The 20,201-nt window shown below is 64.3% G+C and carries 17 protein-coding genes, 1 tRNA gene and 1 pseudogene; 1 reads left to right on the plus strand and 18 read right to left on the minus strand.

The window, feature by feature from the left end:
- Positions 1-49 precede the first annotated feature (49 nt).
- The 16 genes from fusA to ACE3P6_RS14475 form a co-directional block, all read right to left on the minus strand.
- Positions 50-2,176, minus strand: coding sequence for an elongation factor G (gene fusA / locus ACE3P6_RS14400; protein ID WP_374396255.1), 2,127 nt, complete (start codon positions 2,174-2,176; stop codon positions 50-52).
- A gap of 9 nt (positions 2,177-2,185) precedes the next feature.
- The gene (gene rpsG, locus ACE3P6_RS14405) at positions 2,186-2,656 is read right to left on the minus strand and encodes a 30S ribosomal protein S7 (protein WP_197647098.1); all 471 of its coding nucleotides are present in this window, start codon (positions 2,654-2,656) and stop codon (positions 2,186-2,188) included.
- An 11-nt stretch (positions 2,657-2,667) separates the two neighbouring features.
- A complete protein-coding gene (gene rpsL / locus ACE3P6_RS14410; protein ID WP_125325006.1) occupies positions 2,668-3,039 on the minus strand; it encodes a 30S ribosomal protein S12 in 372 nt (123 codons plus the stop codon).
- 270 nt (positions 3,040-3,309) lie between these two features.
- Entirely contained in the window at positions 3,310-4,188 is an 879-nt protein-coding gene (locus tag ACE3P6_RS14415) for a DMT family transporter (RefSeq protein WP_374396258.1), read from the minus strand.
- Positions 4,189-4,421: 233 nt separating this feature from the next.
- On the minus strand, positions 4,422-4,754 hold the full coding sequence (locus ACE3P6_RS14420; protein WP_374396260.1) for a type II toxin-antitoxin system RelE/ParE family toxin: 333 nt from the start codon (positions 4,752-4,754) through the stop codon (positions 4,422-4,424).
- Positions 4,754-5,041, minus strand: coding sequence for a hypothetical protein (locus ACE3P6_RS14425; protein ID WP_374396263.1), 288 nt, complete (start codon positions 5,039-5,041; stop codon positions 4,754-4,756). The genes ACE3P6_RS14420 and ACE3P6_RS14425 overlap by 1 nt, the downstream gene beginning before the upstream one ends.
- Positions 5,042-5,199: 158 nt before the next feature.
- Positions 5,200-9,450, minus strand: coding sequence for a DNA-directed RNA polymerase subunit beta' (gene rpoC / locus ACE3P6_RS14430; RefSeq protein ID WP_374396265.1), 4,251 nt, complete (start codon positions 9,448-9,450; stop codon positions 5,200-5,202).
- Positions 9,451-9,536: 86 nt separating this feature from the next.
- The gene (gene rpoB / locus ACE3P6_RS14435) at positions 9,537-13,670 is read right to left on the minus strand and encodes a DNA-directed RNA polymerase subunit beta (protein WP_374396268.1); all 4,134 of its coding nucleotides are present in this window, start codon (positions 13,668-13,670) and stop codon (positions 9,537-9,539) included.
- Between the two features lie 238 nt (positions 13,671-13,908).
- Positions 13,909-14,286, minus strand: a complete 378-nt coding sequence (rplL, locus tag ACE3P6_RS14440) for a 50S ribosomal protein L7/L12 (protein ID WP_374396271.1) — start codon at positions 14,284-14,286, stop codon at positions 13,909-13,911.
- Between the two features lie 64 nt (positions 14,287-14,350).
- The gene (gene rplJ, locus ACE3P6_RS14445) at positions 14,351-14,866 is read right to left on the minus strand and encodes a 50S ribosomal protein L10 (RefSeq protein ID WP_374396274.1); all 516 of its coding nucleotides are present in this window, start codon (positions 14,864-14,866) and stop codon (positions 14,351-14,353) included.
- Positions 14,867-15,116: 250 nt separating this feature from the next.
- Positions 15,117-15,815 carry a 50S ribosomal protein L1 gene (rplA, locus tag ACE3P6_RS14450; protein WP_374396277.1) on the minus strand — a complete coding sequence of 233 codons (699 nt, stop codon included), beginning with the start codon at positions 15,813-15,815 and terminating at the stop codon, positions 15,117-15,119.
- Positions 15,816-15,820: 5 nt separating this feature from the next.
- Positions 15,821-16,273: a 50S ribosomal protein L11 gene (gene rplK / locus ACE3P6_RS14455; RefSeq protein ID WP_374396280.1), complete on the minus strand. Its 453-nt coding sequence runs from the start codon at positions 16,271-16,273 to the stop codon at positions 15,821-15,823.
- 95 nt (positions 16,274-16,368) lie between these two features.
- On the minus strand, positions 16,369-16,902 hold the full coding sequence (gene nusG / locus ACE3P6_RS14460; protein ID WP_374396282.1) for a transcription termination/antitermination protein NusG: 534 nt from the start codon (positions 16,900-16,902) through the stop codon (positions 16,369-16,371).
- Between the two features lie 155 nt (positions 16,903-17,057).
- Positions 17,058-17,249, minus strand: a complete 192-nt coding sequence (gene secE, locus ACE3P6_RS14465) for a preprotein translocase subunit SecE (protein ID WP_374396285.1) — start codon at positions 17,247-17,249, stop codon at positions 17,058-17,060.
- 248 nt (positions 17,250-17,497) lie between these two features.
- Entirely contained in the window at positions 17,498-18,016 is a 519-nt protein-coding gene (locus ACE3P6_RS14470; protein ID WP_374396288.1) for a hypothetical protein, read from the minus strand.
- Positions 18,017-18,133: 117 nt separating this feature from the next.
- A tRNA-Trp gene (locus ACE3P6_RS14475) sits at positions 18,134-18,209 on the minus strand.
- 131 nt (positions 18,210-18,340) lie between these two features.
- Between ACE3P6_RS14475 and ACE3P6_RS14480 the strand changes: the two genes are divergently transcribed.
- Entirely contained in the window at positions 18,341-19,204 is an 864-nt protein-coding gene (locus ACE3P6_RS14480) for a hypothetical protein (RefSeq protein ID WP_374396290.1), read from the plus strand.
- 76 nt (positions 19,205-19,280) lie between these two features.
- On the opposite strand, the gene ACE3P6_RS14485 is transcribed toward ACE3P6_RS14480, so the two are convergent.
- Positions 19,281-19,790, minus strand: a complete 510-nt coding sequence (locus ACE3P6_RS14485) for a hypothetical protein (protein WP_374396292.1) — start codon at positions 19,788-19,790, stop codon at positions 19,281-19,283.
- Positions 19,791-20,047: 257 nt separating this feature from the next.
- Positions 20,048-20,201 (minus strand): annotated as a pseudogene (tuf, locus tag ACE3P6_RS14490) (elongation factor Tu); the annotation flags it as partial.

Raw genomic sequence — 20,201 nt, forward strand, 5'->3', positions numbered from 1 at the left:
AACCCCGCCCTACGGGGGTGGTAGGGCGGGGTTCACCCCGCCACACCGATCAAGCGTATTTCTTCTGGATTTCCTGGCTCAGGTTTTCCGGAACCGTGTCGTAGTGGTCGAACTCCATCGAGAACACGGCGCGGCCCGAGGTCATCGAGCGGAGCTGGTTGATGTAGCCGAACATATTGGCCAGCGGAACCATCGCGGCGATGACGTTCGCATTGCCGCGGCTGTCCTGGCCGTTGATCATGCCCCGACGCGAGGTCAGGTCGCCGATGACGCCGCCGGTGTATTCCTCCGGGGTGACGACTTCGACTTTCATGATCGGTTCCAGGAGCTTCGCGCCGGCCTTCTTCAGACCGTCACGCATCGCAGCCCGCGAGGCGATTTCGAAGGCCAGCACCGAGGAGTCGACGTCGTGGAACGCACCGTCGATCAGCTGGACCTTGAAGTCGATCACCGGGAAGCCTGCCAGCGGACCGGAGTCCATGACCGACTTGATGCCCTTTTCGACGCCGGGGATGTATTCCTTCGGCACCGCACCACCGACGATCTTCGACTCGAACGAATAGCCTTCGCCCGGCTCGGTCGGCGAGATGATCAGCTTCACGCGCGCGAACTGGCCGGTCCCGCCGGTCTGCTTCTTGTGCGTGTAGTCGATCTCATGCTCGCGGCTGATCGTCTCGCGGTAGGCCACCTGCGGCGCACCGATGTTCGCCTCGACCTTGAACTCGCGCCGCATGCGGTCGACGAGGATGTCGAGGTGAAGTTCGCCCATGCCCTTCATGATGGTCTGGCCCGATTCCAGGTCAGTTTCCACGCGGAAGGACGGGTCTTCGGCAGCCAGACGGGCCAAAGCGATGCCCATCTTTTCCTGGTCGGCCTTGGTCTTCGGTTCGACCGCGATCTCGATCACCGGGACCGGGAAGGTCATGGTTTCGAGGACGACGGGCGCCGCCGGATCGCACAGGGTATCCCCCGTGGTGGTTTCCTTCAGACCGCCAAGTGCGATGATGTCGCCCGCAAAAGCCTCGGAGATTTCCTCACGCTCGATGGCGTGCATCATCATCATCCGGCCAACGCGTTCCTTGCGCTGCTTGGTCGCGTTCAGCATCGCGTCGCCCTTGGCCAGCTTGCCCGAATAGATCCGGGTGAAGGTCAGGGAGCCGACGAAGGGGTCGTTCATGATCTTGAACGCCAGGCCCGAGAAGGGCTGGGCATCATCGGCCGACCGCGCGATGTTGCGGGTTTCGGTCTCGTCGCCCGGGGCGAAGCCTTCGTAGGGCGGCACGTCCAGGGGCGAGGGCAGATAGTCGATCACGGCGTTCAGCAGGGGCTGCACGCCCTTGTTCTTGAACGACGAGCCGGCCATCACCGGGATGAAGTCGATCGCCAGGGTTGCCTTGCGGATCAGGCCGCGCAGGGTTTCCGGGTCGGGTTCGTTGCCTTCGAGATAGGCTTCCATCGCGGCGTCGTCCTGACCCACGGCGGTTTCGACCAGGTTCATGCGCCATTCGTCGGCTTCGGCCTTCAGCGCCTCGCGGATCGGCTTGCGCGCCCAGGAGGCGCCCAGGTCTTCGCCCTCATAGACCCATTCTTCCATGGTCACGAGGTCGATGATGCCTTCCAGCTTGTCTTCCGCGCCGATCGGCAGAACGACGGGAACGGCATTCGCGCCGGTCCGGTCCTTGATCATGCGGACGCATTTGAAGAAGTCGGCGCCGGTCTTGTCCATCTTGTTGACGAAGACGATGCGCGGAACCTTGTAGCGGTCAGCCTGACGCCACACGGTTTCGGTCTGCGGCTCCACACCGGCGTTGCCGTCCAGCAGAACGACAGCGCCGTCAAGCACGGCCAGCGAGCGTTCGACTTCGATGGTGAAGTCGACGTGGCCGGGGGTGTCGATGATGTTGAAGCGGAACTTCTTCGACTTGTCGGACGTATCAGCACCGGAATCGACCTGGCGGTTCCAGAACGTCGTCGTGGCAGCCGAGGTGATGGTGATGCCGCGTTCCTGCTCCTGCTCCATCCAGTCCATCGTGGCGGCGCCGTCATGGACTTCGCCGATCTTGTGGGACTTGCCGGTGTAGTAGAGGATGCGTTCCGAGGTCGTGGTCTTGCCCGCGTCGATATGGGCAATGATCCCGAAGTTGCGGTAGCGGTCGAGCGGATAATCGCGTGCCATGATGACCCCTTACCAGCGGTAGTGGCTGAACGCTTTGTTCGCGTCGGCCATCTTGTGGGTGTCTTCGCGCTTCTTCACGGCGGTGCCGCGGTTCTGCACGGCATCGGCCAGCTCGGCGGCAAGACGCTCTTCCATGGTGTTTTCGTTGCGCTTCCTGGCAGCGGTGATCAGCCAGCGGATCGCCAGCGCCTCGCGGCGTTCGGTGCGGACTTCGACGGGGACCTGGTAGGTCGCACCGCCGACGCGGCGGGAGCGGACTTCGACCGAAGGCTTCACGTTGTCGAGCGCTTCGTGGAAGGCTTCGACGGCGGGGCGCTTCAGGCGGGTCTGGACGCGGTCAAGCGCGCCGTAGACGATCGACTCGGCGACGGATTTCTTGCCGTCGAGCATCAGGTTGTTCATGAACTTGGTGACCACCCGGTCGCCGAACTTGGCATCGGGCAGGATTTCGCGCTTTTCGGCGGCGTGACGACGGGACATCTGTTATCTCCTCACTTCGGACGCTTGGCGCCGTATTTCGAACGACGCTGACGACGCTCTTTCACGCCCTGGGTGTCCAGAACGCCGCGGAGGATGTGGTAACGCACACCCGGAAGGTCCTTCACCCGGCCGCCACGGATCAGGACGACGGAGTGTTCCTGAAGGTTGTGCTTTTCGCCGGGGATGTAGGAGATGACCTCGAAGCCGTTGGTCAGGCGCACCTTGGCGACTTTCCGCATGGCCGAGTTCGGCTTCTTCGGGGTGGTGGTGTAGACGCGGGTACAGACCCCACGCTTTTGCGGGCAGGATTCCAGGTGCTGCGACTTGGACTTCCGCGGCGCTGCTTCCCGGGGTTTCCGGATCAGCTGTTGAATCGTCGGCATTCACGTTCCTCGTTTCGATACTCGCCCCCCTAGCCGTGTGGAGGCGCCGCTTCTCGACCGTGCCTTGCGCGAATCGCAAAACACGAACACCGCACCCATCGCCCTTGCGGGAGATGACGCGGTGGAATTCCAGAGGATCGGGGCGGTTCAGGCCCGGATCATGACCACTTCAAGCGCTCTGACCCCTTGTCCCGGTCGCGACCGGGTTCGGGATGGCGGGCGTATAGGAGGAATCGCCTGGGGTGTCAATGAGGACCCCTGCCCCGCCGGTCAGGCCTTCTGGCGCCGCAGGGCCCGCTCGCGCCAGAGGGTGAAAAGACCGGCGGCGACCACGATGGCCGCGCCAAACAGGGTCCAGCCGTCGGGCAGGTTGCCGAAGACGAGGAAGCCCAGGACGATGGCCCAGAGGAGCGAGGTATAGCGGAACGGGGCGACGAGGCCGATGTCGCCGTGCCGCATGGCGCTGACCGAGGAGAGGTAGCCGACGATGAGGAACAGCCCGGCGCCAAGGATGCGGGTGGCTTCCCAGGGTGTCGGGGCCTGCCAGCCCTCGAAAACGGTGCCGGTCCAGCCCATCAGGGTGACGGCGACCGCGGCCCCGAGCGCGACGAGGGTCGAGGGGATATGGCCCTGCAGCGGGCGGACGGACAGGTCGCGGACCACCACGCAGGCGACCGAGGCAAGGCCGAGGAGCGACCAGCGGTCGAAGCCCTCGGTCCCCGGGCGGATGATGATCAGAACGCCGATCAGGCCGACAAGGATGGCGGTCATCCGCCGCCAGCCGATCTTGTCACCATAGACCAGCGCCGCGCCGAGGGTGATGAGGAGCGGCAGGGCCTGGAGGATCGCGGAGAGGTTCGCGATCGGCATGTGGAGGAGCGCGGTCAGGAAGGTGATGGTGGCGGCAACGTCGGCCAGCGAGCGCAGGAGGATCAGCCAGCCGTCGCGGCGGTTCAGGCGGAACCGGAAGGCCCCGGTCGCGAGGCAGAGGATGGTGAGGCCCAGGACGGCGATCAGGCCCCGGAGGCCGATGGTCTGATAGAGCGGCAGGCTCTGGGTGACCGATTTCATGAAGGTGTCGTTGATCGTGAAGGCAGCCATCGAGGCGCACATCAGGAGGATGCCGCGGAGGTTCTCGGAGGGGGGCAAGGCGGGATCCTTCACTGTCCGGCCTTGGGTAGCAGGCGGCGGGGGGAAGGGGAAGTGTCCACGGTGGACAGATTTTCGAGGTCTTTGGACTCAAGGGGTTAGGCGCGGGCATTAACCGGGGGGTAAGGTTTGGACCGCCGCGTGGGGTGGGGGCGGCTTTCGAGTTGAGCGCTGTCGCGCAAGCCTTTTGTCTCGCCTCCGGCGCAAGCGCCAACCGGCTCGGCGTTCGTACGCTAGAAGTCAGAGTCAATCCTGCTTTCGCCCAAAGCCATCCAGTCTCTTGCGCCGAACGCCACAAGGGCGACCATAAGACACTCGCGTCGGCCATCGAGGCGGAAGACGATGGTCAGGCGATTGCCCCGACCGCCGTGACGGACGAGCCAGCCGTCGAGCGGCCCGGAGAGGCGCATACCCGAGCTCGGGGCCTCCGCGATCTCGCGCAGGAGCGCGTCGACTTCATCCAGCCGTCGCAGCGCCGCTTCGAGGTCGCCATGCGTCACTTCCACAATATGCTCGATGATCCCGATCAGGTCCTGTTCGACCAGCGGGTGCTTGCTTTGCCGCATCAAGACTTCGCGCGCTGCTCGGACCTCAATTTCGCCAGATGCTCGCGCGCCCGGGAGGTGAAGCTGTCAAGCGGTGCCACCGGCTCCCATTGATCAGGCGGCAGGGCGAGGCGGCGTTGCACTTCGGCTTCAAGGAGCACGCGGTCACGATCCCTCGCGGCTTTGGCGCGGGAAAGTTCACCGGAGACGGCGGCGCTGACGTTCGGATATTCACCAGCCTCGACGAGATCACGGGCGAAGGCGAAAGCCGCGTCGGTGAAGCTGACACTTTGCTTATGCACGCTCATCCTGGCTTCCTGCGGTGTTCCATTGGACTACCGTATCGGGTTTCACGAAGTGCCGCAATGCCGGTGGCTTCCCAGCACAACTGCGAAGCCCCAAAATAGAAACCCCCGCCGGTCTTGCGACCGGCGGGGGTGATGTACTCTGTCCGAAAGCGTGGGGATCAGTCGCGGCTTTCCACCGTGTCGACGAGGCCCGAGTCGAAATCGGTGTCCAGCTCGGGTTCCATCACCGCCATGGGGGCTGCCAGGGCGGCGGCCTCTTCGGCCTCCGACCGGCGGGCCTCGATGACGGTCTGGTCGCGGTCGGACGCGATCTTCTTCACGCGGCTGGTCGCGCCACCCGTCCCGGCCGGGATCAGCCGGCCGACGATGACGTTTTCCTTCAGCCCCAGCAGCTTGTCGCGCTTGCCCTGCACCGAAGCCTCGGTGAGGACGCGCGTGGTCTCCTGGAACGAGGCCGCCGAGATGAAGGACCGGGTCTGCAAGGACGCCTTGGTGATCCCGAGGAGGACCGGCTCGGCTTTCGCCTCGCGGCCGCCACGGGCGTTGGCCTTGGCATTCTCTTCGTCCAGCTCGATCTTCTCGACCTGTTCGCCCTTCAGAAGCGTCGTGTCGCCCGAGTCGAGGATTTCGAACTTCTGCAGCATCTGGCGAACGATGACCTCGATGTGCTTGTCGTTGATCTTCACGCCCTGCAGGCGATAGACGTCCTGCACTTCGTCGATCATGTAGTTCGCCAGCGCCTCGATCCCCATGATCCGCAGGATGTCATGCGGAGCCGGGTTGCCGTCCATGATGTAGTCGCCCTTCTGGACGAAGTCACCTTCCTGGACCGGAATGTGCTTGCCCTTCGGGATCATGTATTCGACCGCCTGCAGCGTCTCGTCCACCGGCTCGACCGTGATCCGGCGCTTGGACTTGTAGTCCTTGCCGAAGCGGACATAGCCGTCGGTTTCCGCGATGATCGCGTGGTCCTTCGGACGACGGGCTTCGAACAGTTCCGCCACGCGGGGCAGACCCCCGGTGATGTCCTTGGTCTTGGCACCTTCGCGCGGGATACGCGCCACCACGTCGCCGGGCCGCAGTTCCTGGCCGTCCTCGACGGAAAGGATCGCGTCCACCGACATGGCATAGGTGATCGGGTTGCCGTTGTCGCCGCGCACCGGGTCGCCCGAGGCCGGGTCCATCACGATGATCTCGGGCTTGAGGTCGCCGCCTTTCGGCACGCTCCGCCAGTCCGAGACGATCTTCTGGGTCATGCCGGTGGCATCGTCGGTTTCCTCGCGGACCGAGATCCCCGCGACAAGATCCTTGAACCGGGCGACCCCCGCCTTTTCGGCGATGATCGGCAGGGTGAAGGGGTCCCATTCGAAGAGCTTGGTGCCGCGCTTGACGGTTTCGCCTTCCTTGACGTGCAGCTTCGCACCATAGGTCAGCTTGTGGGCGGCCCGTTCCTGGCCCGCCTCGTCGATGATCGCCACGCTCATGTTCCGGCCGATGACGATCTGCTCGCCTGTGGCGTTCTTCAGGAGGTTGGCGTTGCGGAACTCGATCTTGCCTTCCTGGCTGGCTTCCAGGAACGACTGCTGGCCGCCCTGGGCCACGCCGCCGATGTGGAAGGTCCGCATCGTCAGCTGGGTGCCGGGTTCGCCGATCGACTGGGCGGCGATGATGCCGACCGCCTCGCCGATGTTGACCAGCGTACCGCGCGCCAGGTCGCGACCGTAGCAGAGCGCGCAGACGCCCTCTTCGGCCTCGCAGGTGAGCGGGCTGCGGATGCGGATCGAAGCAACGCCCGACCCGTTGATCAGGTCGGCGCGGCGTTCGTCGATCAGCTCGCCCTTCGCCACCAGCACTTCTCCGGTGCCGGGGACGGTGACGTCATCGGCGGCGACGCGACCCAGGACACGCTCGCCCATCGGCACGATCACCTCACCGTCGTTGACCGCGGCCGAGGCCGTGATCGACTGTTCGGTGCCGCAATCGTGGACGCGGATGATGCAGTCCTGCGCGACGTCGACCAGACGACGGGTCAGATAGCCCGAGTTCGCGGTCTTGAGCGCGGTGTCGGACAGGCCCTTCCGGGCGCCGTGGGTCGAGTTGAAGTATTCAAGAACGGTCAGACCTTCCTTGAAGTTCGAGATGATCGGCGTCTCGATGATCTCTCCGCTCGGCTTGGCCATCAGGCCGCGCATGCCCCCGAGCTGCTTCATCTGGATGACCGAGCCCCGGGCGCCGGAGTGGGCCATCATGTAGACCGAGTTCGGCTCGCGTTCGGCGCCGTTGGCGTCGTGGCGGACGGCGGAGATCGTGGCCATCATGGCCTCGGTCACCTTGTCGTTGCACTTGGTCCAGGCGTCGACGACCTTGTTGTACTTCTCGCCCTGGGTGATCAGGCCGTCGAGGTACTGCTGTTCGAAGCCGGCGACCTGGTCCTTGACCTCGTTCACGATGGTCCACTTGGTATCGGGGATCACCATGTCGTCCTTGCCGAAGGAAATCCCGGCGCGGAAGGCTTCGCGGAAGCCGAGGGTCATGATCTGGTCGCAGAAGATCACCGATTCCTTCTGGCCGCAGTAGCGGTAGACGGTGTCGATGACGGTTTGCACGTCCTTCTTGCGCAGAAGGCGGTTGACCAGTTCGAACGGGGCTTTCGCGTTCAGGGGCAGGAGGTTGCCCAGACGCAGGCGGCCTGGGGTGGTCTCGTAGCGCTTCCAGACGATGTTGCCGGTTTCGTCGACCTGTTTCAGACGGGCCTTGATGCGGGCGTGCAGGTGGACGGCGCCTGCCGCGAGGGCATGCTCCACTTCCTCGATGTCGGCGAAGGCCATGCCTTCACCCTGCATCCCCTTGCGCTCCATCGTGACGTAGTAGAGGCCGAGGACCATGTCCTGCGACGGCACGATGATCGGCGCGCCGTTGGCGGGCGAGAGGACGTTGTTCGTGGACATCATCAGGACGCGCGCTTCCAGCTGGGCCTCAAGGCTCAGCGGGACGTGAACGGCCATCTGGTCGCCGTCGAAGTCGGCGTTGAAGGCCGAGCAGACCAGCGGGTGCAGCTGGATCGCCTTGCCTTCGATCAGGATCGGTTCGAAGGCCTGGATGCCAAGGCGGTGCAGCGTCGGCGCGCGGTTGAGGAGAACCGGGTGTTCGCGGATGACTTCATCCAGGATGTCCCAGACCTCGGGCCGTTCCTTTTCGACCAGCTTTTTCGCCTGCTTCACGGTGGAGGACAGGCCTTTGGCTTCAAGCCGCGAGTAGATGAACGGCTTGAAGAGTTCGAGCGCCATCTTCTTCGGCAACCCGCACTGGTGCAGTTTCAGTTCCGGCCCGGTCACGATGACCGACCGGCCCGAGAAGTCGACGCGCTTGCCGAGGAGGTTCTGGCGGAACCGGCCCTGCTTGCCTTTCAGCATGTCGGACAGCGACTTCAGCGGGCGCTTGTTGGTGCCCGTGATCACGCGGCCGCGACGGCCGTTGTCGAAGAGCGCGTCGACCGCCTCTTGCAGCATCCGCTTTTCGTTGCGGACGATGATGTCCGGCGCGCGAAGCTCGATCAGGCGCTTCAGGCGGTTGTTGCGGTTGATGACCCGGCGGTAAAGGTCGTTCAGGTCGGAGGTCGCGAAACGGCCACCGTCCAGCGGGACCAGCGGGCGCAGTTCCGGCGGGATCACCGGCAGGACGGTCAGGATCATCCATTCCGGGCGGTTGCCGGATTCGAGGAACGATTCAACGATCTTCAGCCGCTTGATGATCTTCTTCGGCTTCAACTCGCCCGTGGCTTCCTTCAGCTCCTCACGCAGCTGTTCAGCCGTCGCGTCGAGATCGATCGCGGCCAGCATTTCGCGGATCGCTTCAGCACCGATGTTGGCGGTGAAGGCGTCGGCGCCATACTGGTCCTGCGCGTCGAGGTATTCTTCCTCGGTCAGCATCTGGGCATAGGTCAGGTCGGTCAGACCCGGCTCGATCACGACGTAGTTTTCGAAGTAGAGGATGCGTTCCAGATCGCGCAGCGTCATGTCGAGCATCAGGCCGATGCGGGACGGGAGCGACTTCAGGAACCAGATGTGGGCGACGGGCGCGGCCAGTTCGATATGGCCCATCCGTTCGCGCCGCACCTTCTGCAGCGTGACTTCCACGCCGCATTTCTCGCAGACGACGCCGCGATATTTCATGCGCTTGTATTTGCCGCAGAGGCATTCGTAATCCTTGATCGGCCCGAAGATGCGGGCGCAGAACAGGCCGTCACGCTCGGGCTTGAAGGTCCGGTAGTTGATGGTTTCCGGCTTCTTGATCTCGCCATAGGACCAAGACAGGATCCGCTCCGGCGAGGCCAGAGAGATCTTGATCTCGTCGAAGGTCTTGACCGGAGCAACCGGGTTGAACGGGTTGGTCGAGAGTTCCTGGTTCATTTCCAAATCCTTGAAAGGGGGCAGTCGGAGAAGTGTGGCGGGGTGAACCCCGCCCTACGTAGGTCGGGGTTCACCCCGACTCGCGCTCACTCCTCCTCCGCATCCAGGAGTTCCATGTTGAGGCCGAGGCCCCGCACTTCCTTGACGAGAACGTTGAACGATTCCGGCACGCCGGCCTCGAAGTTGTCCTCGCCCTTGACGATCGACTCGTAGACCTTGGTCCGGCCCGCCACGTCGTCCGACTTCACCGTCAGCATTTCCTGCAGGGTGTAGGCGGCGCCGTAGGCTTCCAGAGCCCAGACCTCCATCTCGCCGAGACGCTGGCCGCCAAACTGGGCTTTACCACCCAGCGGCTGCTGCGTGACGAGGCTGTACGGGCCGGTGGACCGGGCGTGCAGCTTGTCGTCGACCAGGTGGTGCAGCTTGAGCATGTATTTCACGCCCACCGTCACCTTGCGCTGGAACTGCTCGCCCGTGCGGCCGTCGAACACCACGGACTGGCCCGAGGTGTCAAAGCCCGCGCGGGTCAGGGCGTCGTTCACGTCGGATTCCTTGGCGCCGTCGAAGACCGGGGTCGCGATCGGCACGCCCTTGGTCACGTTGCCCGCCAGTTCCAGGAACTCGTCCTCGTCGCGGCCCGCGAAGGCCTCTTCGTAGGTCTCGTCGCCATAGGCCAGACGGACAGCCTCGCGCACCGGAGTCATGTCGCCGGAGCGGCGATATTCCTTCAGCGCCTCGTCGATCTTCAGGCCCAGGCCGCGCGCGGCCCAGCCCATGTGGGTTTCGAGGATCTGGCCCACGTTCATCCGCGACGGCACGCCGAGCGGGTTCAGCACCAGATCGACCGGAGTGCCGTCCATCAGGAACGGCATGTCTTCCACCGGCACGACCTTGGAGATGACGCCCTTGTTGCCGTGACGGCCGGCCATCTTGTCGCCCGGCTGCAGCTTGCGCTTCACCGCGACGAAGACCTTGACCATCTTCATCACGCCCGGAGGCAGGTCGTCGCCACGGCGCACCTTTTCGACCTTGTCGTCGAAACGGTGATCCAGCGCGCGCTTCTGCGCTTCGAACTGATCGTGCAGGGCTTCGACTTCCTTGGCGTCGGCTTCCTCACCCAGAGCAAGCTGCCACCACTGGCCGCGCGACAGCGTGCCGAGCAGTTCCTCGTCGATGGTCGAGCCAGCCTTGATGCCTTTCGGCCCTTTCACGGCAGCCTTGCCCATGATCAGCGATTTCAGGCGCGCGTAGATGTTGCGCTCCAGAATGGTCAGCTCGTCGTCGCGGTCGCGGGCGAGGCGTTCGACTTCCTCACGCTCGATCTGCAGGGCGCGTTCGTCCTTGTCGACGCCGTGGCGGTTGAAGACGCGGACTTCCACGATGGTGCCATAGGCGCCCGGGGGCAGCCGCAGCGAGGTGTCGCGGACGTCCGAGGCCTTTTCACCGAAGATGGCGCGGAGGAGTTTCTCTTCCGGCGTCATCGGGCTTTCGCCCTTGGGGGTGATTTTGCCGACCAGGATATCGCCCGGCTGCACTTCGGCCCCGATATAGACGATGCCCGCTTCGTCGAGGTTGCGGAGCGCCTCCTCGCCGACGTTCGGGATGTCGCGGGTGATTTCCTCGGGCCCAAGCTTGGTGTCACGGGCGGCGACTTCGTATTCCTCGATATGGATCGAGGTGAAGACGTCATCCTTGAGGATACGCTCGGAGATCAGGATCGAGTCTTCGTAGTTGTAGCCGTTCCAGGGCATGAACGCGACGACGACGTTCCGGCCCAGAGCCAGTTCGCCGAAATCAGTGCAGGGGCCGTCGGCGACGACTTCGCCACGCTTCACCGTGTCGCCCACCTTCACCAGCGGGCGCTGGTTGATGCAGGAGGACTGGTTGGAGCGCTTGAACTTGCGCAGGCGGTAGATGTCGACGCCCGGTTCACCCGGTTCCAGCATCTCGGTGGCGCGCACGACGATACGGGTCGCGTCGACCTGGTCGATCACCCCGGCGCGACGGGCCATGATGGCGGCGCCGCTATCACGGGCGACGACCGCCTCGATCCCGGTGCCGACGAAGGGGGCATCGGATTGCAAGAGCGGCACGGCCTGACGCTGCATGTTCGAGCCCATCAGCGCGCGGTTGGCGTCGTCGTTTTCCAGGAACGGGATCAGCGAGGCCGCGACCGAGACGAGCTGTTTCGGCGAGACGTCGATCAGGTCGACCGCGTCCGGCGGGTTCAGCATGAATTCCCCGGCCTTGCGGCTGGAGATCAGGTCGTCGGTGAAGCGGCCCTCGGCGTCCTGACCGGCGTTGGCCTGGGCGACGGTGTGGCGCATTTCCTCGGTGGCCGACATGTAGACCACGTCATCCGTGACCTTGCCGTCGATGACCTTGCGATACGGGGTTTCGATGAAGCCGTATTTGTTCACGCGGGCGAAAGTCGCCAGCGAGTTGATCAGGCCGATGTTCTGGCCTTCCGGCGTTTCGATCGGGCACATCCGGCCATAGTGGGTCGGGTGGACGTCGCGGACTTCGAAGCCCGCACGTTCACGGGTCAGACCGCCCGGCCCAAGAGCCGACAGGCGGCGCTTGTGCGTCACTTCGGACAGCGGGTTGGTCTGGTCCATGAACTGCGACAGCTGCGAGGAGCCGAAGAATTCGCGCACCGCCGCTGCAGCCGGTTTGGCGTTGATCAGGTCCTGCGGCATGATCGTGTCGATTTCGACCGACGACATGCGTTCCTTGATCGCGCGCTCCATGCGCAGCAGACCGACGCGGTACTGGTTCTCCATCAGCTCGCCGACCGAGCGCACCCGGCGGTTGCCGAGGTGGTCGATGTCGTCGATCTCGCCCTTGCCGTCGCGCAACTCGGTCAGGGCCTTGATGCAGGCCACGATGTCGCTGCGGTCCAGCGTGCGCTGGGTGTCCGGCTTGTCGAGGTCGAGGCGCATGTTCATCTTCACGCGGCCGACGGCGGAGAGGTCATACCGCTCCTTGTCGAAGAAGAGCGTGTCGAAGAGCGCGCTGGCCGCTTCCACGGTCGGCGGTTCGCCGGGGCGCATCACGCGGTAGATGTCCATGAGCGCGGTGTCGCGGCCCATGTTCTTGTCGACCGCCATCGTGTTGCGGATGTAGGGGCCGACGTTGACGTTGTCGATGTCGAGGACCGGGATGTCGGTGATGCCCTGGTCGAGCAGGACCTTGACGGTGCCGCCCTTGACTTCGCCGTCGCGGTCCAGTTCCCAGGTCAGCTCATCGCCGGCCTCGACCCAGATCTCGCCGGTTTCCTCGTTGATGATGTCCTTGGCGACATAGCGGCCGAGGATGTGGTCGAACGGGACCAGAAGGTCGGTGACGACGCCCTCGTCCTTCCACTTCTTCACCATCCGCGGCGTGGCTTTTTCGCCCGCCTTCAGGATGACTTCGCCGGTGGCGGCATCCACGAGATCATAGGTCGGCCGGGTGCCCGACACGCGCGACGGGAAGAACTTGGTGACCCAGCCCTTGTTCTTCACATGGCGGAAGTTGATGGTTTCGTAATAGGCATCCATGATGCCTTCCTGGTCCATGCCAAGCGCATAGAGCAGCGTCGTCACCGGCAGTTTCCGGCGGCGGTCGATGCGGGCGAAGACCACATCCTTGGCGTCGAACTCGAAGTCCAGCCACGAGCCGCGATACGGGATGATGCGGCAGGCGAACAGAAGTTTGCCCGAGGAATGGGTCTTGCCCTTGTCATGGTCGAAGAACACGCCCGGAGAGCGGTGCATCTGGCTGACGATCACCCGTTCGGTGCCGTTCACGATGAACGTGCCGTTCGAGGTCATCAGGGGCATGTCGCCCATGTAGACGTCCTGTTCCTTGATGTCCTTGACCGACCGTGCCCCGGTGGTTTCATCGACATCGAACACGATCAGGCGCAGCGTCACCTTCAGGGGTGCGGCATAGGTCATGTCGCGCTGCTGGCATTCGTCCACGTCGTATTTCGGCTTTTCCAGCTCGTACTTGACGAATTCCAGGACCGAAGTCTCGTTGAAATCCTTGATCGGGAAGACCGACTGGAACGTGCCCTGGATGCCTTCGCCGTCCAGCGGCTTGTCGCTGTCGCCGGACCGCAGGAACAGGTCATAGGAGGATTTCTGAACCTCGATCAGGTTCGGCATCTCCAGAACTTCGCGGATCTTGCCGAAGTAACGGCGGACGCGTTTCTGGCCAACATAAGCTTGCGCCATGTTCGTCTGTACCTTTCATTTTTCGCTGGCGCACCACCCGTCGGGCCACGGGCGCGCACCGCTTGCGAAGAGACCGAAGGGTTCCATTCGTGCCGCCCGTCCCGAAGGGTGGCTCCCGAACCCCATCGCGTCTGGGGAGAGGCTTTCCGGCGAAAGCCCCTTCCAAGACGCGCATGGCTGGGACCGAATTCCTCGGCCCCAGCCCTGCAGTTTGCGCGGGGTTGCCCCCGATGTCCGATTACTTCAGCTCGGCCTTGGCGCCAGCTTCTTCGAACTTCTTCTTCATCGCTTCGGCGTCGGCTTTCGAGACGCCTTCCTTGATCTTGCCGCCAGCTTCGGTCAGGTCCTTGGCTTCTTTCAGCCCGAGGCCCGTCAGTTCGCGCACGACCTTGATCACGTTGATCTTGTTCGCGCCGGCGTCGGTCAGGACGACGTCGAACTCGGTCTTTTCTTCTTCAGCCGGGGCAGCCGCGCCAGCAGCCGGACCAGCCATCATCACCGCGCCGCCAGCAGCGGGCTCGATGCCGTACTTGTCTTTCAGGATGGTCTTCAGTTCCTGAGCTTGCAGGAGGGTCAGACCAACGATCTCTTCGGCGAGTTTGTTCAGATCAGCCATTTTTCAGTTCCGTTTGTTAAGATGGGTTCCAACGATGCGGGGTTCAACCACACCGGGCATGGGATCAGGCGGCAGCCTTTTCCTCGATGGTCGACAGGATGCTCGCGATGTTCGACGCAGGCGCACCAATGGCCCCGGCGATGTTGGCGGCAGGCGCACCGATGCACGACACGATCTGAGCGATAAGCTCTTCGCGCGACGGCATGGACGCGACAGCCTTGACACCGGCCTGGTCCAGAACCGTGTCGCCCATTGCCCCGCCGATGATGACGAACTTGTCGTTCGACTTGGCGTAGGCCTCGCAGACCTTGGCCGCAGCCACGGGGTCTTCCGAGAAGGACAGCACGGTCATGCCCGTGAGGAGATCACCCATCTTTGCAGCGGGCTTCCCTTCAAGGGCGATCTTGGCGAGCGTGTTCTTGGCAACGCGGACGGACCCGCCCACGTCGCGAAGCTTCGCGCGCAGGTCCTGCATCTGTGCAACCGTCATCCCGGTGTAGTGGGCAACCACCACAACGCCAGAGCTTTCGAAGATCTGGCCGAGTTCCTCGACCACTTTCTCTTTCTGGGCTCTATCCACAGTTTCACTCCAAGGTTGGGGGTTTCCCCCCGGCTCATGTTTGCCCCCTTGCAAGGGGCGTCGGGTCCGTAACGGTTCCCGAAACCAAGATCACCCGAAGGTGCCTTCAATCTCGTTCCCCATCTCGGGCAGGATTTATGGCGTTTGCGCGCCACCCACCGTCTCGGACAGAACCGGGCGTTTCCGCCCGGCTAACCCTTTGCCCGAAGGCATCGGGATTTCGTAGGGTGCGCTACAGCGCACCGATCCTTCAGGCCTGGGTCGCCGACGAGATGTCGACCGACACGCCGGGGCCCATCGTGGACGACAGCGACACCTTCTTCAGGTAGGTGCCTTTCGCGCCCGACGGCTTGGCCTTCGACACCGCGTCCACGAAGGCGCGGATGTTCTGGGCCAGCTTGCCCTCGTCGAACGAGACCTTGCCGACGCCCGCGTGGATCACGCCGGCCTTCTCGACCTTGAACTGGACCTCGCCGCCCTTGGCACCCTCGACGGCCGCTTTCACGTCCATCGTCACGGTGCCGACCTTCGGGTTCGGCATCAGGTTGCGCGGGCCGAGGATCTTGCCCAGGCGGCCGACCAGCGGCATCAGGTCCGGGGTCGCGATGCAGCGGTCGAAGTTCAGGTTGCCCTGCTGGATCTGCTCCATCAGGTCTTCCGCACCGACGATGTCCGCACCGGCGGCCTTGGCTTCGTCAGCCTTGGCGCCACGGGCGAAGACGGCGACGCGGACGGTCTTGCCGGTGCCGTTCGGCAGGGCCACGACGCCACGGACCATCTGGTCGGCGTGACGCGGGTCGACGCCCAGGTTCATCGCGATCTCGACGGTTTCGTCGAACTTGGCCGAGGCCGCGCCCTTGATCAGCTTCACCGCGTCTTCGACGGAGATGTTGGCCTTGCCGGCGAAGGCTTCGTTCGCCTTGGCGATGCGTTTTGCGATCTTTGCCATGATGATCAGCCCTTCACTTCGATGCCGCAGGACTTGGCCGAGCCGAGGATGATCTGCATCGCAGCTTCCACGGAGTTGGCGTTCAGGTCCTTCATCTTGGTCTCGGCGATCTTGCGGAGTTGCGCCGCGGTGATCGTACCGGCGACTTCACGGCCCGGCTTGGTCGAGCCCTTGGCGCGCGAACGCTTGCCGACCGGCGGCAGGCCGGCAGCCTGCTTGACCAGGAACGAGGCCGGGGCCGTCTTCAGCTCGAGGCTGAACGACTTGTCCTGGTAGTAGGTGATGACGACGGGCGTGGGGGTGCCCGGCGGAATGTCGGCGGTCTTCGCGTTGAATTCCTTCACGAAGGCCATGATGTTCAGGCCGCGCTGGCCGAGGGCCGGGCCGACCGGGGGCGACGGGTTCGCCTGCTGGGCTTTGACTTGCAGCTTGAGGCTGCCGATAATCTTCTTGGCCATCTGGCCTCTCCTTTGTCACTGCGCCCGAAAGCGCGGTTTAGTGGTCCGGTCCGTCATCCCGGATCAGGTCCGGGACGCTCGCCTTCCACGATTCCTCAGACCCCCTTGGAGACCTGAGTGAATTCCAGTTCCACCGGCGTCGCCCGGCCGAAGATCGACACGGTGACCTTCAGGCGGCTGTGGGCTTCGTCCACGTCCTCGACCATGCCGGCGAAGCCTTCGAACGGGCCGTCGGTGACCTGCACCGTTTCGCCGATGTCGAAGCGGATCAGGTTGCGCGGCGCCTCCAGGCCTTCCTCGACCCGGTTCAGGATCGCGTTCACTTCCGCGTCCCGCATCGGCATCGGCTTGCCCTGGGGCCCCAGGAAGCCGGTGACGCGGTTGATCGACGAGATCAGGTGGTAGCCGCGGCTGGACATTTCCATATGGACCAGGACATAGCCCGGCATGAAGCGGCGCTCGGAGGTGACCTTCTTGCCGCGGCGGACCTCGATGACCTCTTCGGTCGGGACCAGCACTTCGTCGATCTCTTCCTCAAGCCCCGCGTCGGTGACGGCGGTCTTGATCTGCTCGGCGACTTTCTTCTCGAAATTCGAGAGAACGCTTACCGAATACCAGCGCTTCGCCATCTGCCTGCTTCCTTGCTGCCCGGGCCATTCGGCCCTGTCTTCGTCCGGTCCCGGAACAAAAAACAGCGCGCACCCCGAATCGATGCGCGCCGGTGTCCCTTTGGTTGGCCGGGGGTCTACCCCCTGCACCGCCCCAATTCAAGAGGGAACCGGGGTCAGCCGCCGATGATGTAGTGCAGGCCGGTGCGGATCACCATGTCGACCAGGCTGAAGAAGGTCGCGGCAAGCGCCGAAAGGATGAAGACCATCACGGTGGTCAGCAAAACCTCGCGCCGGGTGGGCCAGACCACCTTGGACACTTCGGTGCGGACCTGCTGGAGGAACTGGACGGGGTTTATCGTCGACATGGGGATTCCGGTGTTGGTTGCTGGTCGAGATACGGCTTTGCCGGGAAGATTTCAAGCCGGGGCAACCGGGATCGGGACATGTCGACTGCCAGTAGATGTGCGATGGCCGTTGAATCAAGGCGTTACCTGAAAATGACAGGCCAGGGTTCCTGCAGGAAGCGACCGGACCCGGCTTGAAACCGGGCCCGGCCAGCCGTCAGTCCTCTGCGGCCCCTTGGGACCGGCGGGGCGCAGAGGGTGGCCAAGGCTTACTTCAGGCGGCTCACGACCCCGTCGGCAAAGGCCTCGACCAGACGCTTGTAGGCTTCGCCGGTATCGGTCGAGAGGACCAGCATCGTGCCCTCCGGCACCACGACCTTCGCATTCTCCAGCGAGACGGTCAGCTCGTAGGTGTCGGTGTTCGCCATGTCGGTGTCGTCGCGGATCGTCACGTCGCCAACCAGCACGGCATCGCCAAGGTTCAGCTCGCGCTCGAAGGCGCTGGCCAGTTCGACCTCGTTGATGTCGACGATGATCTGTGCGCCGTCGATCTTGCCGTCGGCGTCCGGCTTGGCTTCCTTGGAAGCCAGACGGTCGGTCAGGCGTGCGGCAATGGCATTTTCCAGGTCGGCTTCAAGGTTCGCCCAGAAGGTCGCCGCCTGGGTATCCTTGATGGCCGAGACGTCGACTGTCGCATCGATCCTGGCCACATTGTCGACCGCCGCATGGAGCGGGGTGGACAGCAGGGCGATCAGGGCCGTGGCGGCGAGGTTGCGCTTGTTGGACATGCGTTTCTCCGTGTTCCTGCAATGGGGTTTGCTGGTGAAGGAACGTCCGGCACCGCAACGGGTTCCCACATCGGCGCATTGCGACCGATCGGTGTCCCACAGGCTGTTGGAGAGAGATGGCAGGGGCAGAAGGTTTCGAACCCTCGACCTACGGTTTTGGAGACCGTCGCTCTACCAGCTGAGCTATACCCCTACGCGGAGGCCGGGTTACGGCAGGCGCGGCGGGAGGTCAAGGGATTCTCGCAACAGGTCACACGTTCCCGGGCGGGCGTCTGGCTGGCGGCCCGGCGTCGGTGGTCCTAAGGTTGGGCGCGAGGCGGGAGGATGCGTGTGCAGCCGGTGACGGAGATCATGGAGGAGTTCGCAGCTCGCCCCTGGCAGGCCGTGCCGGACGCCGATCTGGGGGTCGCGGCAGAAGTGCCGACGATGCTGACGCGCGAGGAGGGGTGCCTCTACCACTGGCTGGGCCGCCGGGCGAAGGGTCTGGGGGCGACGGTCGACCTTGGCGCCTATGCGGGTGGCTCTGCGGCGCGGCTCCTGTCAGGGCTGGCGCTGTCGGGGCATCCGTTTCACGTCCACAGCTATGACCGCTTCCGCTCCTCGCGCGCCTACTGGTCGCGCTTCCTGCCCGACGAGCCGCTGCCAGAGGCAGATGACGCCGACCTTCTGCCGGTGGTGCGGCGGCATCTGGCGCCCTGGGCGGACCATGTGACCCTGCATGTGGGCGATATCGGCGAGAAGCTCTGGACCGGCGGGCCGATCGAGATCCTGTCGGTGGACGCGGCAAAAGGCTCGGCGATGGCTGACCACATCGCGGATCAGTTCTTCCCGGCGCTGGTGCCGGGGCGGTCGATCCTGGTGCAACAGGACTACCTGATGGCGGTGCAGCCCTGGCTTCCGGCGCAGATGGTGGGATTGCGCGAGCATTTCCTGCCTCTGGCCCATGTGCCGAAGGTGGGACTGGTGTTCCTGTCTGTGGCCCCGGTGACTGAACAGGCGCTGGCGGCGGCGCGGGTGGACACGCTGACCGACGGCAAGCTCATGGCCCGCGTGCGCGAGGCGGCGCGCTGGCACGAGGGCATGGTCCCCCGCGCCGCGTTCAAGTCGATGCTCATGCAGATCAAGGAGCACCCGGGCGTGCGGTTCGGCTGGCAGATGCGGCGCGCGTCGGCAGAAGGCCGCAGGTAGGCGGAAGCGGGCGGCGGGCCGGTGCAGGATTGGCGGGGGCGGGTGAACCCCTTGCCCGGAGGGCCTGCAACGTGGGTCAGGCCGCAATGGGCCGGTAGCAGCGCGGCGGGTTTGTGACGCGGTCGGTGACAGTGACGATCGTGACCGTATCGCCCCCGGACGGATGCGGCGTGCGGGTGGTCGTCACGCTTTGCGCCGGGGCGGTCAGCACCAGGGTGAGGGTCTGCACCGGGCCGGTCGCGGGCGGGATGTTCTGTTCGATCACCTCGACGATCCCGGTCGACACGACGCGCACGACCAGGGCCGTATGCTGCGGCATGCCGCGTGTTTCGGTTGCAACCGTCTGGTTGGTTGTCCCGCTGCCGTCCGGGTTCGTCACATCGGTGTCGGTCGTGCGGGTCCAGCTGTAGCCGCTGAACTGCAGCACATCGCCCGCCTGCAGGCCGTTGCTTTGCACCACGCTGCCCCAGACGAACGAGGCATGGGCCGAAAAGCGCGGGGTCAGGACGCGCGAGGATTTTCCCCCCGCCCCGACGACGGCATCTTCCACCAGGGTCCAGCATTCCCCGTCCCTGTAGCGACCCATCTGGCGTTGGCAAAAGGAAACGGCAGTCGCGGCAGTGTAGGCCATGACGTGAAACCTCGCGATGAAAGGAACGAAGGAAAACGTGCTGCTGCAGGGTAACCGAATTTGCAGAGTCGCGACACCGTAATCCCGGCCTACGGGCCGCTCCGGTGTCGTGACCAGCATGTGATTGCCGTCAACCGGAAAAGAAGAACGGCGGCCCGCCTGGGCCGCCGTCCTGTCGTTTGAAGCTTTCGCGCCCTGGACGCGCGCAGTGATCAGGCGATGATCTTCGAGACGACGCCAGCGCCGACGGTGCGGCCGCCTTCGCGGATGGCGAAGCGCAGTTTCTCCTCCATCGCGATCGGGGCGATCAGCTCGACCTCGAACTTCAGGTTGTCGCCCGGCATCACCATCTCGGTGCCTTCCGGC

The organism is Tabrizicola sp. (assembly GCF_041911175.1).
Classification (GTDB): Bacteria; Pseudomonadota; Alphaproteobacteria; order Rhodobacterales; family Rhodobacteraceae; genus Tabrizicola.